This window comes from Lysinibacillus sp. FSL K6-0075 (assembly GCF_038592945.1).
Taxonomy (GTDB): Bacteria; Bacillota; Bacilli; order Bacillales_A; family Planococcaceae; genus Lysinibacillus; species Lysinibacillus fusiformis_F.
The window spans coordinates 3,823,973-3,840,035 of record NZ_CP151947.1; the positions used below are offsets into that span (position 1 = coordinate 3,823,973).

The following is a 16,063-nucleotide window of genomic DNA, read 5'->3' on the forward strand; positions in this document are numbered from 1 at the left end:
TTATAAAGATAAATAGCCAATTGCCGTATTCCAGGCAGTTGGCTATTTATTATACTAGTTTTAAATAATCTCGTCCGTCATTAATTTTTACTTCATTTAGATAATTAGGAATATCCTCATAACCTACAAAGACATGGTTTGTAATCATAAACGTAAGTAATTTGTTACAAGCAATCGTTTTTCTTTTACCATTCTGTTGAATAACGATTTTTGAAAATTGTAGAGAAGCTTGACGGTTGGCTAACGCATATTCTTCGGCATTTAGAATGTTTCTGCCATCCACATGACAACCCAACACGAAATTCCCTGCAAAAGAATCCTTTAATACATTCGGATGCATGGATTGATAATGTACTTCAGCAATTGAATCTTCTATATTCATGAATTGATGGGCTACCAAATAATGTTTTAAAGCACCTTTTAAATCAATTGCAATAGCTGTATCTGCTAAAATCGTTCGATAATAAACAGGAACAATTTCAGCACCCCCCAAATACGGCTTAACTTCTACAACAATTTCTCCAGAAGGACGAACAAATAATTGTACAATTGCTTTATTTACACCATCCGAAAAAATAATATTCGTTTGCCCAAAACGTAAGCTTTTAAAAAATATACTTTGATCTACAATGTATCCAGTGATTATTTTATCATTTTCAATCTGCAATGATTTCGCTTCAATTCCCAATACTTCTACACAATTCTGCATTTTATATACATGCTGCTGAAATGGCATTTCTACACAACTTAATGTAACAATACGGTCCTCTAGCAATTGTTTCAACATTTGATCCCTCTCCTCTTTGTTTAATATTGTAATTATTTTAATAAAGGTGACTGAACAACTTCTGAACATCGACATATTAGTTGAGTGATTACGACAAAAAACTGTTCATTTCTATCATTCAAAAATCGCCTTATAGTAAAACAACCGACAATATAGGTTGAATGACTCAATAAAAAACGTGACTTTTCTCACTTAAAACAAAGAAAAATATATTTTTAACCCTTTTATTATCTATCTATTTTATTATATTGCAGGACTAAAGAAACTTCTACGACAAAATTCAACATTTATCGTTAATTTTTCTTAACCTTGCAATAAAAAAGTATGAGGCTATCAACATAGCCTCATACTTTATGTTTAAAGAGAATTTTGTAAAATAGTTCTTACATCTTGCTCTTGCAATTTATTAAAGTTTCCAAAAGGTCCATTTTGCATAGCATGATCAATAATCTGTTGGAATTTCGAATCATCAATATCGTAATCAGCTAAACGATTAGGCGCTCCTAATGATGTCCAAAATGCAGATAAACAATCAATTCCCTCGTAAGCAACCTCTTCAACTGTCTTACCAGTTGCATCGACTCCAAATACACGTGTTGCTATACCTGCAAAACGCGCAGGATTTACTGGTACACTTAGACGCATCCAATGTGGTTGAAGAATTGCTAAACCACCCGCATGTGGAATATCATATACAGCCGATACAGCATGTTCAATATTATGGGATGCCCAATCCCCGCGAGAACCAATGGATAAGAATCCATTTAAACCAATTGTCCCTGCTAATAGAATGGTTTCACGTAACTGCGTATTTTCTAGGTCCTCTACTAATTTTGGAGCTGTCGTAATAACCGTTCGCAATACACCTTCACACATTTCGTCTGTAATTGGGGTATTCGTTGTGTTATGGAAATATTGCTCAAATACATGTGACATCATATCAACAATTCCATAGACAGTGTGGTTTTTAGGTACAGTCACTGTATATGCTGGATTTAGTATTGAAAATTTTGGGAAGGCTGCTGGGCTACCCCAACTTAGTTTTTCTTCTGTAGCAGCATTTGTAATCACCGATCCAGCATTCATTTCAGACCCTGTAGCAGCAAGTGTTAACACTGTTCCTAGTGGTAAGGCCTGTTCTACTAACACTTTACGTGTCACGATATCCCAAGCATCGCCATCATATTTTGCACCAGCAACGATTAATTTAGAACAATCGATTACTGAACCACCACCAACAGCCAGAACTAAGTCAATTCCTTCTGTTTTACATAGTTCAATACCACGTCTAGCTGTTTCTACTCGTGGATTTGGCTCTACACCGCTTAATTCAAAAATCGTTTTATCCGCCTGTTGTAATTTCTCTATAACAGCATTGTATACACCATTCGCTTTAATGCTTCCGCCACCATATACAACTAAAACCTTGTTCCCAAATTGCTCTAATTCTTTCGGTAATTTTTCCAGTGCGTCCTCACCAAAATGTAGTTTCACTGGGTTAAAAAAAGTAAATGAATCCATCTAATTCGCCCCTTTCTAGTTGGATTTTCTCATAATTGCGCTAGAGAAAGCAAAGATTAAACGCTGCAACACTTTGCTATTTCTAAAGGTTTTATCAAACTGTTCAGATTTTGTTCAGATAATAGTTGTATAGTACTATTTAATACATAAAATAAAAGGAAATTTTGCACATGCTTATTATTATAATTGCTGCTGTAACCATTATTTTGGGCTTTTTTCTGCTAAGATTTTTCAAAATCCAAAAAATAAGGAAAGAAAAAAAGATGCTACTAGAACAGCGCCTAGATCACCTTATTCAATCGAATAAAAATGAAAAAAATGAGTCATCCCATTAATTTAGGAATGACTCATTATCTTATCTTTTGATTACTTAAACCCATCCACGGAAGCGTGAAGCTTCTGCAGTACGGCGAACACCTACCATGTAAGCCGCTAAGCGCATGTTGATGTTACGTGTTGTAGCTGTTGTATAAACATTGTCAAATGCTTCAACCATTTTTTTGTATAGACGTTCTTCCACTTCTTCTTCTGTCCAATAATAACCTTGGTTATTTTGTACCCATTCGAAGTAAGAAACTGTCACACCACCAGCAGAGGCTAATACGTCTGGTACAAGTAAAATGCCACGCTCTGTTAAGATTTTAGTTGCTTCAGCAGTTGTAGGACCGTTTGCTGCTTCTACTACGATATTTGCTTTAACATTGTGTGCATTGTCAGCTGTAATTTGATTTTCAATAGCAGCTGGCACTAAAATGTCACAATCAAGCTCTAATAATTCTTTGTTTGAAATTGTGTTTTCAAATAAAGTAGTTACTGTTCCGAAGCTATCACGACGATCTAATAAATAGTCGATATCTAAACCTTCAGGATCATGAAGGGCACCATAAGCATCTGAAATACCGATTACTTTTGCACCTAAGTCATGCATGAATTTCGCAAGGAAGCTACCTGCGTTACCAAATCCTTGAATAACAACACGAGCACCTTTAATATCAATACCACGTTTTTTAGCTGCTTCTTCGATTACGATTGTAACACCTTGTGCAGTCGCACGGTCACGACCTTGAGAACCACCAAGTACTAGTGGCTTCCCAGTGATGAAGCCTGGGGAGTTGAATTCATCCATGCGGCTGTATTCATCCATCATCCATGCCATAATTTGTGCATTTGTAAATACGTCTGGCGCAGGAATATCTTTTGTTGGCCCCACGATTTGACTTACTGCACGTACATAACCACGGCTTAAGCGTTCAATTTCGCCCATAGACATTTGACGAGGATCACAAATGACACCGCCTTTACCACCACCGTAAGGTAGATCGACAATACCACATTTCAATGTCATCCACATTGAAAGCGCTTTAACTTCCTCCTCAGACACTTGCGGGTGGAAACGAACCCCACCTTTAGTTGGTCCTACAGCATCATTATGTTGTGCGCGGTAACCTGTAAATACTTTTGTTGTACCATCATCCATTTTCACTGGAATGCGTACTTGTAGCATGCGAAGCGGTTCCTTTAGTAATTCATACATTGCTTCATCATAGCCAAGTTTATTTAGAGCATCTTGAATGACATCTTGAGTTGATGTGAAAAGATTTAAGTTTTCAGACATTATTAAATCGCCTCTTTGTTTTTTTTAATGATAGTTATCGGCATCATTGTAACATACTTCCGAATTAAAATGTGAACATTTTGTTAAAGTTTAAATACTTTTTCAATTTGTTCAATTGACCAATCTAAATCCTCTTGAGAAATAACAAGTGGTGGGGCAAAACGAATTACTGTATCATGTGTTTCTTTACATAATAGACCTAATTCTTTAAGTTTTTCACAGTATGGACGAGCTGCTTCTGTTAGCTCCATACCGATAAATAAACCGCGACCACGTACATCCTTAATAACAGGGTTGTTAATTTCTTTTAATTTACCTTTGAAGTATTCACCAAGTTCGTGTGAACGCTCTGCTAATTTTTCATCTAATAAAACTTTAATAGATGCAATTGAAACTGCACAAGCTAAAGGATTACCTCCGAAAGTTGAACCATGTGAACCTGGGTTGAATACACCTAAAATGCTACGGTTTGCAGCCACACAAGAAATTGGGAATACGCCGCCACCTAGTGCTTTACCTAAGATATACATATCTGGTTCTACTTCTTCCCAATCACAAGCAAACATTTTACCTGTACGTGCTAAACCAGCTTGAATTTCGTCAGCAATGAATAGTACATTGTTTTCACGGCAAAGTTCACGAGCTGCTTTTAAGAAGCCTTCTGTTGGAATTACGATACCAGCTTCGCCTTGAATTGGTTCAATTAAAAATGCAGCAGTGTTTGGTGTAATAGCAGCTTTTAAAGCTTCAAGATTACCGTAATCTACTAATTTAACGTTTGGTAGCATTGGACCAAAACCACGACGGTATTCTTCATCAGAAGATAGAGATACAGCTAGCATTGTACGACCATGGAAGTTACCATTACATGCAATAACTTCAGCCTTACCCTCTTCTACGCCTTTTACATCGTATGCCCAACGGCGAGCTGCTTTAAACGCAGTTTCTACTGCTTCAGCACCAGTATTCATTGGTAATACCATTTCTTTATTTGTTAATTTCCCTACTAGCTCATACCATTCTCCAAGGTTTTCACTGTAGAAAGCACGTGAAGTTAATGTTACTTTATCAGCTTGCTCTTTTAAAGCAGCGATAATTTTTGGGTGACGGTGTCCTTGGTTAACAGCTGAATAAGCTGATAACATATCTAAATATTTGTTGCCTTCTGGATCTTTAACCCAAGCACCCTCAGCCTCTGAAATAACGATTGGCAGTGGATGATAGTTTGCTGCACCAAAATTTTGTGTTTGTTCAATAACTTGTTGAGTTTTTGTCATATCCTATTCTCTCCTTACTAAATCATGATGAAAAACTTTTAATAGAAAGGGACTATGTATCACTATAAGTAGAATGATTAAGAATTTAACAACAATTCAAACGATAAATTTGCTAACTTCTCCAAGGTAAACTACGTCATGGATGTCTACGGTTATAGCCAGGGTAGCGTTACCTAGAGAAGTGTCACAAATTCATTCAAAATGCCTCAATTTCTACTTACTTTGAACAGCCCTCACGTCAATGTGAAAATTAAAGCATTTCTGAAGTTGTTTTTGCTTGCATATGCAGTTGTAGGTAGTCTGGGCCACCTGCTTTTGAATCTGTACCTGACATGTTGAAGCCACCGAATGGTTGGTAACCAACGATTGCACCTGTACAGCCACGGTTGAAGTAAAGGTTTCCTACATGGAATTCTTCACGCGCTTTTTCTAGGTTCACACGGTTAGTTGTGATAACAGCGCCTGTTAAACCGTATTCTGTATCGTTTGCAATTTCAATCGCGTGGTCGAAATCTTTTGCTTTTGCGATCGCTACGACTGGTCCGAAGATTTCTTCTTTCATAATACGTGCAGAAGGCTCTACGTCCGCGAAGACAGTTGGTTGTACGAAGTAACCGACTGAATCATCCGCTGTACCACCAGCTACTAGACGACCTTCGCCTTTACCGATTTCGATGTATTCCGTAATTTTATTGAATGCCGCTTGGTCAATAACCGTTGCCATAAAGTTGCTGAAATCAGTTGGATCTCCCACTGTTAAAGCGTTTGTTAACTCTTCTACACGGTTCACCACTTGGTCATACACATCTTCTACGATAACAGCACGAGAACATGCTGAACATTTTTGACCAGAGAAGCCAAATGCTGATTTCACGATCGATTGTGCAGCTAATTCTAAATCTGCTTCTTTATCGACTACGATTGTATCTTTACCGCCCATTTCAGCGATAACGCGTTTAATCCAAATTTGACCGTCATTTAACACAGATGCACGTTGGTTAATACGTAAGCCAACATCACGTGAACCTGTGAAGCTGATGAAACGAGTTTTTGGATGATCAACTAAATAGTCGCCCACTTCAGCACCAGAACCTGGTACAAAGTTAACAGCTCCTGCTGGAAGACCTGCTTCTTCTAATACTTCGATAAATTTATACGCTACAACTGGAGTTGTTGAAGCTGGTTTTAATAAAACTGTGTTCCCTGTTACTAAAGCAGCTACTGTTGTACCAGCCATGATTGCAAATGGGAAGTTCCAAGGAGAAATGACGATACCAATTCCTAGTGGAATATAGTCATAACGGTTGTACTCACCTGGACGGCTTTCTACTGGTTGACCGTTTTTAATGCGTAGCATTTGGCGACCATAGTATTCCAAGAAGTCGATTGCTTCCGCTGTATCTGCATCTGCCTCTGCCCATGGTTTCCCAGCTTCTTTTGTTAATAAAGCAGAGAATTCATGTTTACGACGACGGATGATCGCTGCTGCTTTGAATAAAACGTCTGCACGAATCGCTGGATCAACTTTTTTCCAAGTTTTAAATGTTTCATCTGCCGCTTGCATTGCTTTTTCAGCTAAATCTTTGCTTGCTTTCGAAACGCGACCAATGACTTCTGTTTTCTTTGCAGGATTGTACGAAACGATTTTATCTTCCGTTGTAATGCGCTCGCCACCAATAATTAGTGGGTAGTCTTGACCTAAGTAACCTTCAACTTTATTTAAAGCCTCTACATAAGCATTGTAGTTTGCCTCTTGTGAAAAATCTGTGAATGGTTCGTGTTTGTATGGAATCATACTTAATCCTCCCTTGTGAAATGTATTTGGGTATGCAAAAAACATTGACGCAAAATATCTTTGCGTATAAAATATCCTTACACTTATTATAATGCAAAATTTCGTTGCATATTTCAAGTAAAAAATTTTTGAGGTGCACATTTTTATGAAAAATTCTGAACCTTTACTACCTTTTTATGAGTTTATTGCAACAAATGTATCCGTTGGTATTCATGCAGTAGACCTCTCTGGCAAAACGATTATTTATAATACAAAAATGAAAGAAATTGAAGGATTTCATTTTGATGAACTTGCGGATCGTTCCATTATTGAAATGTTTTCCTTCCGACAACACGAAAGTACATTAATGCGTGTTTTACAAACAGGAAAAAAAGAAATTAATGTTAAACAATCCTACTGGAATAAAAATGGCCATGAAATTACAACAATCAATGATACTTTTCCACTTTTTGTTGAAGGTAAACTAATTGGCGCAATCGAATTTGCACGTGATATTACCTCACTGGAAAAGCTTGTTTATCAACCCCTTCGTCGTTACGATGAACCATTAACATTTGATATGATTAAAGCTGATTCTGAATCAATGAAGCAGGTTATCGAAAACGCTAAAAAAGCAGCCGCTGTAAAATTACCAGTATTATTAATTGGCGAATCTGGCACAGGGAAAGATCTAGTAGCTGAAGGAATTCACCACGCAGCTTCCCCCGACCCTGACGCCTTTGTGACACTCGTTAGTCGCCGTTCAGCTCAATCGGTGCTTGATAAATTACAACAGCTATTAGAAGAAGATAAAGATTATACCTTTTTCTTTGAACGTATCGATTTTTTAAGCTTAGACATTCAAGAGCAGCTTTTAGATATACTGCATTCGCTTCCACAGTCCAAATATATGCTAATTGGAAGTGTGGGCAGTGACCCTATTACATTGATTGCCGAAAAAAAGCTGTCTAAATCTCTTTATTATTTTTTTGCAACAATGGCTATTACCATTCCCAATTTAACGGATCGAAAAGAAGATATTCTTCCATTTGTCGATGATTATTTTAGTCGACATCGAGAACGCTTTGCCTCCCAAGTCACTGAACTTGCACCAGATGTACAGGAATTATTTTTACAATATGATTGGCCAGGGAATTTAAAGGAACTTGAGCTACTACTGGATGAGATTGTTTCATTTATGACTACGGAGTCCACTGTTACTTCAGATTTATTACCTTTACATTTCCGCTTCAAAGTGCAGCAGCAAGATACAAACAATCGTGAACCAGAATTTTTTATGTTCCATCAAAATCACAATGTCATGCCACTCGATGCCTATTTGCGTGAAGCCGAATCATATTATGTGCAAAATGTCTTAAATTTATATGAGGGCAATATTACAAAGGCAGCGAATGCACTTGGTATGAGCAGACAAAACCTACAATATCGAATCCGCAAAATAAAAAAACAATAGCAAAAAACGAGGATACCTTCATTCGAAAGCATCCTCGTTTTTTTATTGACCAGATTGTTCAATCCAGTCCTGTAATTTATCTTTTAAGGAATTAAAACCATTCGCATCCGATTCATCTACACGGTCCTGCAATGATTTTCGTGGTGGTGCATCTTTTTTTCTTACTGTTGCTGGGCGATCCTGTAGCGCTCTCATCGATAAACTAATTTTTTCGGCCTCTTCATCGATTTCAAGAATCTTGACTTCTACTTCTTGCCCAACCGCTAAAAATTCACTAACGTCCTTCACAAAGCCGTATGTTATTTCCGAAATATGCACAAGGCCTTGCGTATTGTCATCTAGCGCAACAAATGCACCATATGGTTGAATACCTGTAACTTTTCCGGTCAACACGTCTCCTAATTCATATTTTTTTACCATAACCTTTGCCCACTTTCTTTTTGTTTGCTACGTATATATCGCTTAAATTATAACATACGTGTAAATACGGGGCAAAAAATCTCCTTACTCGGAAATGGCTGTAATGATGTAACGTTTTTCACCTTTTCCTGTAGTCACTGTACCTAACTGGAAGGTTAAATGCTGCCCAATCATCTGAACTGATTCTGGCTTAACACCTGCTTTAATGGTTGTTTGGGAGGCATCTATGGCATAAAGAACTATAAAATGTTCCATCCCATCAAATTGAACCACTTTATTCAAATCTACATCTTGAGACAATAACCGTTTAGCTGTTTCTTGATCTCCTTTTCCTTGCGCATATAAGAAGAGGCTTACAACGTTCATTGGATTTAATGAATCTAGGATGGTATCAGCTTTGCTTGACGTATACGCATTGTATAGGCCTTCCGTTTGGATAATCCAGCGGTAATCAATTTGTAAGCTTGTCGAACCATCTTCTGATTCTATATAGACTTCGTTAGTTAAATATGAAAGCTCTATCCCCATATCCTGTCTTGTCAGTTTGTCTATTGTTTTGGATGTTCCTTTTCCCTTAAATTCTTCGAGGATGAATTGTGCGGTTAAGCGCATCGATTCTCCATACTTTCCATTTGCCGTATCATTTAATAGCTTTATATGTTCGGGTGAGTATCTACTTTTATCATCAATACCTTTTAATAGTGCAAGCCACGCATTTTCAAACTCTTTCTTTAAATTGCGTGATTGGAAATCGAGTCCTGATGTTGATAGGTCATTTATTAATGTTCTTTCGTATAATTTTAAAATACGAGCAGATTCTTCCGCAGAAAATCGTAAATCCTCACCATTGAATAAAGAGCCTGTAGCAAAATATTTAAAATAGCCTAAGATATCCGGATGAAGACGGTCAATAGAGGCTGGTGCATCTTTCATAAATAGAGGATTTGTTTTAAAACTATAGATATTCCCATCATGTGACAACTCGAAATATTGTTTTTTGGTCGTCTCAATCAATTCTTTTAGTTCTTTAGGATAATCTTTCTTTGCTTGTGGAAGTACGGTATTAAACTGGGAAAGTTCATTTGTATAATATGTCAAAACATCTTTCGTTGCGTAGTAATATATGCTAAAGAAATATCTAGATTCGGCAAATGACATCGGGTTTTCGTAGGTTTCAATTTGCTCTATCAGTTCTCGAGGTGTTTGCAAACGGTCTATTATTTCTTGCTCTAATTGTGTTAAATATTTTGGATCATCAGCCATTCTGTTTAAAACTATTTTTTTATTTTTAGCTTTATCATTGTATAGATAATCAGCAGATACAACAAATGTTAGTTTCTTAAAGTTTTCCTCAGGTATATTGAGCTCAAGGCGTGTTTTTTCACGTTTTTCATGATACTTCTTTTGAAATCTAGAAAACCAATCTTCATAGTTGCTTTCTATCTCCTTTTCTTCATCTGAATGAACGAGTGCTGAAGGATGGAACATATAAGACGAAATTAGAATACCTACCAAAAGCACACTGGCAATACTTGCGATCCATACAGCCGATTTTTGCCATCTTGCAGAAGGCTTTCGCACCGTATTCATACTTTCTAGAGACTCTCTTACATTATCCTCAGCTTCAATTTGCTGAAGAACTCGTTGTGGGTCTAGCTGTGATTCCATTCGATCATAGGATTTTTTTAGTAGTGCCATACGTTGATTAAATTGCTTATCATCCATTTTCAACACTCCCATCTTGCATTAATGCTGCCTTTAGCTTTTCCTTCGCACGTAATAATCGCACTTTCACCGTCGATAGTGAAATATTTAAGACTTCAGCGATTTCTTCGTATTTTAATTCGTGGAAATAATACAACACGAGAGGATAACGGTATTTTTCATCAAGGGCCTGAATGGCACTGTGTAGATGCCTGTCCTCTTCAAACAAAAGAACATTCTCTTCTGCAGATGAATAGGTCTTTTGCTGCTGGGCATGTAGCTTGTCCTCTTTTGCCTGCTGTCGCTGTTCCTTACGATAATAATCACGAGTAGCATTTAATGTGATTTTATAGAGCCACGTTGTAAATCGATCCTGTTTAAATTGATGTAAAAAGCGATACAGTTTGACAAATACCTCCTGCGAAACATCAGCTAAATCATTCGTATGTACACCACATTGAAAGGCAAACTTTTCAACGGTTCGTTGATGATTGCGGATAAGCTCGATATAGGCCTCTTTATCTCCTTGCTGTGCCCTTGCTATTAATTCAACCTCCATCATGGCTATCCCCCCTTTTTGTTAATGGAACGATGCAATCTGCCTAATTGTTACATAAATTAGATGTCTTTCCTTATATGTCATCATTCTATATTTTTACTCCATCAAATGTCTTCCGATCTATCATCAATTTTCTGATATTTGCTTGTGTTATGAGAATATTGAGGTAAAATAAAACTTTAGTATAAGGAGGATTTATTTTCGTGTCATCGAGGGATCAATTTACAACTAAAATTGGGTTTATTTTAGCTGCCGCAGGAAGTGCTATAGGGCTGGGAGCCATTTGGAAATTTCCCTATATGGCAGGTACGAATGGCGGTAGTGTCTTTATTTTATTATTTATTTTATGTACATTTTTTATTGGTTTACCAGTGCTCATTGCTGAGTTTATGATTGGTCGCCGAGGTCAAAAGGATGCTGTCACTTCCTTTAAGGAACAAGCGCCAGGAAAGCCATGGTATTTGATTGGTTGGGGTGGTATGGTGATTGCCGGCCTTATCTTATCATTCTATAGCGTTGTTGGTGGATGGATTTTAAGCTACTTGGGTCGTGCCCTTACATTTAAGCTAACGAATGCTGGCTCTGACATCAACTACACCGATTTATTTAGCAAGATTATTTCAAGTCCATTTGAAGCCATTCTTGTACAGGGACTATTTATGTTATTAACAGTAGTCATTGTGTCAGCAGGTATTAAGGGTGGTATTGAAAAAGCCAGCACATGGATGATGCCTCTCCTCTTTATATTCTTTATTGTCCTAGTTATCCGCTCTTTAACTTTAGACGGGGCCATGGAAGGCGTTAAATTTATGTTTTTACCTGATTGGTCCTATTTTAATGCTGAAACATTTTTAATGGCTTTAGGACAAGCTTTCTTCTCATTAAGTGTAGGTATTGCCGTTATGATTACATATGCTTCCTATTTGTCTAAAAAAGAGAAGATTGGTAACTCTGCGATAAATGTAGCATCCATGAATATTATTATTTCTTTACTGGCGGGCCTTGTTATTTTCCCAGCAGTATTTGCACTTGGCTATACACCCGATCAAGGGCCTGGCTTAGTATTCATTATTTTGCCAGCTGTATTCGAACAGTTACCTCTTGGGGGCTTATTCTTAACAATCTTCTTCATTCTGTTACTTTTTGCTACAGTGACTTCTTCCATTTCCATGTTAGAAATTGTCGTGGCTATCGCCATTGGTGATAAATCAGAAAAACGTAGAAAGATTGCTTGGATTGGTGGAATCATTATTTTCATCGTTGGTATTCCAAGTGCCCTTTCATTTGGTATATTATCCGATGTAAAAATATTAGATCGCTCTATTTTTGACTTTGTTGATTTTATGACCAATAGCATCGGTATGCCGATAGGAGCTTTGTTGATTTCAATTTTTGCAGGTTATTATTATACTAAGGATATTTCACGTAAGGAATTAGCTGCATCTAGCTTACTGTTTAATATTTGGTACATTTTAATTCGCTACGTCTCCCCACTCGCCATTTTGGTCATTTTCATTCAGGGGATTTTACCTTTATTTAAATAAGTATTAACCTCAATCACTCCATTAAAAAAGAGGTTGTCCATTGACAACCCCTTTTTTTATAAGGAATATGCAAAATATTTTAAATAATACATTTCGCTTCAAATTTAATGGCAATTAGTTTGTAAGAAATGGCTACACAATCTTCAAACGGTATCCATTGTTCAAACGAATGCTCATATGTTTCTTGAATAACTTTTGCAAGTGTCGATGGATCATCAATTCCTTGCAAGGCTGCTACTACATCTGCTGTTTCTGTATCATAATGGTCTGGACCTAAGTGGAATGGATCCCACTCCTCTAGCAGATGGACAGCTGCTTGATTCATCTTAATATTTTCCAAAATACTCACCTATTATCCTTTGATCATACTCGTATGATACCATAGTAAAAAAAAAAGAAAAGAGTGATTTGCTTGTCTATTTTTGATCAAACTATCAAACGTCGATGTACAAACTCTGTAAAATGGGACGCAATGGAAAAGGTTTATGGCCTAAACGATGCGGCAGATATCTTGCCAATGTGGGTAGCTGATATGGATTTTGCTGCACCTACAGCTGTTTCAAAGGCTTTACAACAACATGCTGAACAAACTATTTTTGGCTATAGTTTTATGAGCGAAGAAGCGATCCAGTCCATTGTAGACTGGCAAAGTACTCGCCATGACTGGCACATTGAGAAAGAAGCCATCCTATTCTGTAATGGCGTGGTCGCTGCATTAGCTAACAGCATTGTAGCACTAACTAATCCTGGTGACAAAGTACTCATTTCACCACCAGTTTATCCGCCATTCTTTAACATACCAAAAAGTAATGGTCGTGAAGTTGTAAGCTGCCCATTAGTTGAAGAAGATGGAATGTTTGTCTATGATTTTGAAGCCTTCGAGCAGGCTTTAGCACAAGATGTGAAAGCCTACATATTCTGTAACCCTCATAATCCAGGAGGCTATGTATGGGATGAAGCTACTTTAAAGGAAATTGTACGACTTTGTGCTAAATACGATGTCATCATTATTTCTGATGAAATCCATGCTGATTTAATGATCAATGGGGATAAGCATATACCTTTAGCTAAAGTTGCAGGGGATGAAATCAATCGCATTGTTACGTGTATGGCTCCTACTAAAACATTTAACTTAGCAGGCATTCAAGTGTCATATATGATCGTAACAGATAAGAAAAAACGCCTGCAGCTAGAGGCCATCAATATGGCAAGTGGACAAGGCTCATTAAATACATTTGCCTCTGTTGCCCTTCATGCTGCTTATACAGAAGGGGCTCCTTGGTTAGATGAATTACTTTCTTATATTTCTGCTAACATGGATTATGTGAAAGCTGAATTAGAACAGATTCCAGGCATTCGTGTTACGATTCCTCAATCCACTTATCTAATCTGGATTGATTACCGAGAGCTAGCGCTTGAAGAGAAGGATATCATGAATCGCTTACTAGAAATCGGCAAGCTGGCACTAGAACCAGGGACAAAATACGGAGAAGAAGGTCGTGGCTTCCTACGAATGAATTTGGCTTGTTCATTTGATACTGTGAAAGATGGAGTCGAGCGTTTTAAAAAGGTCTTTGCAGAATAAAAATGGTTGAAAGGTTATCTCTACTTTTGGAGATAGCCTTTTTATGTTTAAAATCATAATTTTGTGGAAAAGTTTCTTATCAGTTGGATTTTAAAAGAGGTGTTTTACATGGACATCGTTCCATTAACGATTAAACGTGCCTATATGACATTCCTATTTCCTTTCGCCTATTCCACAAAAAATCGTCAAAAAATTGGTGATGTACTACTAAAGGAAGGTTTTTCTTTTTTCACCTTGAAAAACACATCTCTTGAAGACGCCTTTTACAGTGACATGACGATTATACATGAGGAGCTTGCTCAATTTTTCTATCCTTTTCTGGAGGATAAACTATTTCCAAACGAAATGAATAGCCCTGACTTTATTCGTTTTTCGAAAGCATTTTATACACAAGGCTCCTTACATCTTCAAGAAAGTCAAATCAATTATAATTACGAAGTGATGAGTATCGATGTGACATTATGTCCTTTTGGGAATGGCATTATAACAGTAAGAACAAATATTACAGATCAATCACATGATCTAAGTGATATATTAAATTTTGTTCATTATTTTAGAGTATTAGAGGCTAAGCTACGAGAGGAGAAAGGTGCCAGTCATCATTTTTCATTTGGTCATTGTTCTTCTACAAGTGAATTATTATTTAAGTATTTTATACCTTATTTACAGCCTTTTCTATTACATCAACAAGACCACAGCTACGAAGGCTTACCGTTCTTTGAAGATGAGCGAATGTTTGCCTCAGCTTATTTCATTGCTGAGGAAGAGGCTAAACTATTACCTGAGCATTTATTTCGATTAGGGCAAGTTGATGGTAGGACACCAGATGGCAAGCCCTTTATTTCTAGCACGAATCCTCACTATATCTCTAATTATGTACAAGAGCACGCCCATACACGCTGGGCACCTAATAGTTATATTATCACCTCGTCACAGGCACAGATGACAATTACAAATAGGCCGTTTGATAAATGTACTCATAGTATTCAAGAATTTATGGGTACGCACTATTACAACTTGTTCATTCATTATTTTTATAAAATGATGCTCTTAAAGCTTTCCTATGAGTATAGTGAAATAAAATGGGGCAAAGATAAGCAGGTTATCAATGAACTAATCGAGCTGATTACAAAGTTCTCTGCACGCTATTATTTTGAAGAAGTCATCGTAAGAACAGAAGGCAGAGAAATTTCTCAAATGCTGCGAAAGTATTTCCGTATAAATGAACATTATCTGGAAACTAAAGCAACATTGGACAGTTTGTATCGTATACAAGAAGACCAATCTGATAATCGAAGTAATAATTTACTGTTTATTTTAACAGTTTTTACTGTTGTATCCGGTATTTACGGTATGAACTTAGTCATTGAAGGTTGGAAAGATAGCAGTGATTTCGATAGCATCGGTAGTTATACACTCTTTGAATGGGTAGCCTTTATTACTGCATTGAGTGGGATTGGCTTATCACTCGTACTGGTTTGTTTCACTGTCCTCAAAACACTGCAAAATAGTATTCGCCGCTTTAAAAAATGATACAAAGAAAGAATCTGCTCGCCCTCCGTGGCAAGCAGATTCCTTTTTTTAGATATTCTGTTGATTGTTTGTGTTTTTCTTATCCGCTAGAATACGTGCTTCAATTTCTTTTGATTTCAATTCTTGTTTCTTAGAAATTTTTCTGAAAAGCGTAAACACGATAATACATAAAATAAGCATAATTAAAAATTCAAATGCTGCTGGAATATAACCTGATTTGTCTTCTGGGAAATATAAAAATTGATACATAAAGTTTTGCATGTTCTACAC

The 16,063-nt window shown here is 36.9% G+C and carries 14 protein-coding genes; 4 read left to right on the top strand and 10 right to left on the bottom strand.

Annotated elements, in window-relative coordinates:
• Positions 1–49: 49 nt before the first annotated feature.
• The 5 genes from MHB65_RS18990 to pruA all read right to left on the bottom strand — a co-directional run bounded on the left by MHB65_RS18990 (position 50) and on the right by pruA (position 6,995).
• The gene (locus tag MHB65_RS18990) at positions 50–787 is read right to left on the bottom strand and encodes a hypothetical protein (RefSeq protein WP_205445169.1); all 738 of its coding nucleotides are present in this window, start codon (positions 785–787) and stop codon (positions 50–52) included.
• Between the two features lie 357 nt (positions 788–1,144).
• Positions 1,145–2,308: an iron-containing alcohol dehydrogenase gene (locus MHB65_RS18995; RefSeq protein WP_342441356.1), complete on the bottom strand. Its 1,164-nt coding sequence runs from the start codon at positions 2,306–2,308 to the stop codon at positions 1,145–1,147.
• A gap of 370 nt (positions 2,309–2,678) precedes the next feature.
• Positions 2,679–3,923 (bottom strand): Glu/Leu/Phe/Val dehydrogenase, encoded by a 1,245-nt coding sequence (locus tag MHB65_RS19000; RefSeq protein WP_004233781.1) that lies wholly within the window; start codon positions 3,921–3,923, stop codon positions 2,679–2,681.
• A gap of 83 nt (positions 3,924–4,006) precedes the next feature.
• Positions 4,007–5,200, bottom strand: a complete 1,194-nt coding sequence (locus MHB65_RS19005; protein WP_205445172.1) for an ornithine--oxo-acid transaminase — start codon at positions 5,198–5,200, stop codon at positions 4,007–4,009.
• 250 nt (positions 5,201–5,450) lie between these two features.
• Positions 5,451–6,995 (bottom strand): L-glutamate gamma-semialdehyde dehydrogenase, encoded by a 1,545-nt coding sequence (pruA, locus tag MHB65_RS19010; protein ID WP_069480049.1) that lies wholly within the window; start codon positions 6,993–6,995, stop codon positions 5,451–5,453.
• 145 nt (positions 6,996–7,140) lie between these two features.
• On the opposite strand from pruA, the gene MHB65_RS19015 reads away from it, so the two are divergent.
• Positions 7,141–8,448, top strand: a complete 1,308-nt coding sequence (locus MHB65_RS19015; RefSeq protein ID WP_342441357.1) for a sigma 54-interacting transcriptional regulator — start codon at positions 7,141–7,143, stop codon at positions 8,446–8,448.
• A 42-nt stretch (positions 8,449–8,490) separates the two neighbouring features.
• On the opposite strand, the gene yugI is transcribed toward MHB65_RS19015, so the two are convergent.
• From yugI to MHB65_RS19030, 3 genes are all read right to left on the bottom strand, one after another.
• Positions 8,491–8,868 carry a S1 domain-containing post-transcriptional regulator GSP13 gene (gene yugI, locus MHB65_RS19020; RefSeq protein WP_004228409.1) on the bottom strand — a complete coding sequence of 126 codons (378 nt, stop codon included), beginning with the start codon at positions 8,866–8,868 and terminating at the stop codon, positions 8,491–8,493.
• 84 nt (positions 8,869–8,952) lie between these two features.
• Positions 8,953–10,593, bottom strand: coding sequence for a hypothetical protein (locus MHB65_RS19025; RefSeq protein WP_342441358.1), 1,641 nt, complete (start codon positions 10,591–10,593; stop codon positions 8,953–8,955).
• On the bottom strand, positions 10,586–11,134 hold the full coding sequence (locus MHB65_RS19030; protein ID WP_205445177.1) for a sigma-70 family RNA polymerase sigma factor: 549 nt from the start codon (positions 11,132–11,134) through the stop codon (positions 10,586–10,588). Before MHB65_RS19030 ends, MHB65_RS19025 begins: the two co-directional genes overlap by 8 nt.
• Before the next feature lie 200 nt (positions 11,135–11,334).
• On the opposite strand from MHB65_RS19030, the gene MHB65_RS19035 reads away from it, so the two are divergent.
• Positions 11,335–12,675, top strand: coding sequence for a sodium-dependent transporter (locus tag MHB65_RS19035; protein ID WP_342441359.1), 1,341 nt, complete (start codon positions 11,335–11,337; stop codon positions 12,673–12,675).
• A gap of 79 nt (positions 12,676–12,754) precedes the next feature.
• Here the strand turns inward: MHB65_RS19035 and MHB65_RS19040 are convergent, their stop codons facing one another.
• Positions 12,755–13,015 carry a DUF1871 family protein gene (locus MHB65_RS19040; RefSeq protein WP_004228396.1) on the bottom strand — a complete coding sequence of 87 codons (261 nt, stop codon included), beginning with the start codon at positions 13,013–13,015 and terminating at the stop codon, positions 12,755–12,757.
• Positions 13,016–13,087: 72 nt separating this feature from the next.
• Here MHB65_RS19040 and MHB65_RS19045 point away from each other — a divergent pair, with 72 nt between their 5' ends.
• Both MHB65_RS19045 and MHB65_RS19050 read left to right on the top strand, forming a co-directional pair.
• Positions 13,088–14,260 carry a MalY/PatB family protein gene (locus tag MHB65_RS19045; RefSeq protein WP_342441360.1) on the top strand — a complete coding sequence of 391 codons (1,173 nt, stop codon included), beginning with the start codon at positions 13,088–13,090 and terminating at the stop codon, positions 14,258–14,260.
• A 108-nt stretch (positions 14,261–14,368) separates the two neighbouring features.
• Positions 14,369–15,793 carry a hypothetical protein gene (locus MHB65_RS19050; RefSeq protein ID WP_342441361.1) on the top strand — a complete coding sequence of 475 codons (1,425 nt, stop codon included), beginning with the start codon at positions 14,369–14,371 and terminating at the stop codon, positions 15,791–15,793.
• 48 nt (positions 15,794–15,841) lie between these two features.
• Here MHB65_RS19050 and MHB65_RS19055 read toward each other — a convergent pair whose 3' ends face one another.
• The gene (locus MHB65_RS19055; RefSeq protein ID WP_205445184.1) at positions 15,842–16,054 is read right to left on the bottom strand and encodes a hypothetical protein; all 213 of its coding nucleotides are present in this window, start codon (positions 16,052–16,054) and stop codon (positions 15,842–15,844) included.
• Positions 16,055–16,063 lie beyond the last annotated feature (9 nt).

What these genes read in the sequence shown, in the direction of transcription:
- MHB65_RS18990 (WP_205445169.1), bottom strand. Translation starts at nt 787, where the DNA reads ATGTTGAAACAATTGCTAGAGGACCGTATTGTTACATTAAGTTGTGTA.
- MHB65_RS18995 (WP_342441356.1), bottom strand. Translation starts at nt 2,308, where the DNA reads ATGGATTCATTTACTTTTTTTAACCCAGTGAAACTACATTTTGGTGAG.
- pruA (WP_069480049.1), bottom strand. Translation starts at nt 6,995, where the DNA reads ATGATTCCATACAAACACGAACCATTCACAGATTTTTCACAAGAGGCA.
- MHB65_RS19050 (WP_342441361.1), top strand. Translation starts at nt 14,369, where the DNA reads ATGGACATCGTTCCATTAACGATTAAACGTGCCTATATGACATTCCTA.
- MHB65_RS19025 (WP_342441358.1), bottom strand. Translation starts at nt 10,593, where the DNA reads ATGGATGATAAGCAATTTAATCAACGTATGGCACTACTAAAAAAATCC.
- MHB65_RS19030 (WP_205445177.1), bottom strand. Translation starts at nt 11,134, where the DNA reads ATGATGGAGGTTGAATTAATAGCAAGGGCACAGCAAGGAGATAAAGAG.
- MHB65_RS19000 (WP_004233781.1), bottom strand. Translation starts at nt 3,923, where the DNA reads ATGTCTGAAAACTTAAATCTTTTCACATCAACTCAAGATGTCATTCAA.
- yugI (WP_004228409.1), bottom strand. Translation starts at nt 8,868, where the DNA reads ATGGTAAAAAAATATGAATTAGGAGACGTGTTGACCGGAAAAGTTACA.
- MHB65_RS19005 (WP_205445172.1), bottom strand. Translation starts at nt 5,200, where the DNA reads ATGACAAAAACTCAACAAGTTATTGAACAAACACAAAATTTTGGTGCA.
- MHB65_RS19055 (WP_205445184.1), bottom strand. Translation starts at nt 16,054, where the DNA reads ATGCAAAACTTTATGTATCAATTTTTATATTTCCCAGAAGACAAATCA.
- MHB65_RS19015 (WP_342441357.1), top strand. Translation starts at nt 7,141, where the DNA reads ATGAAAAATTCTGAACCTTTACTACCTTTTTATGAGTTTATTGCAACA.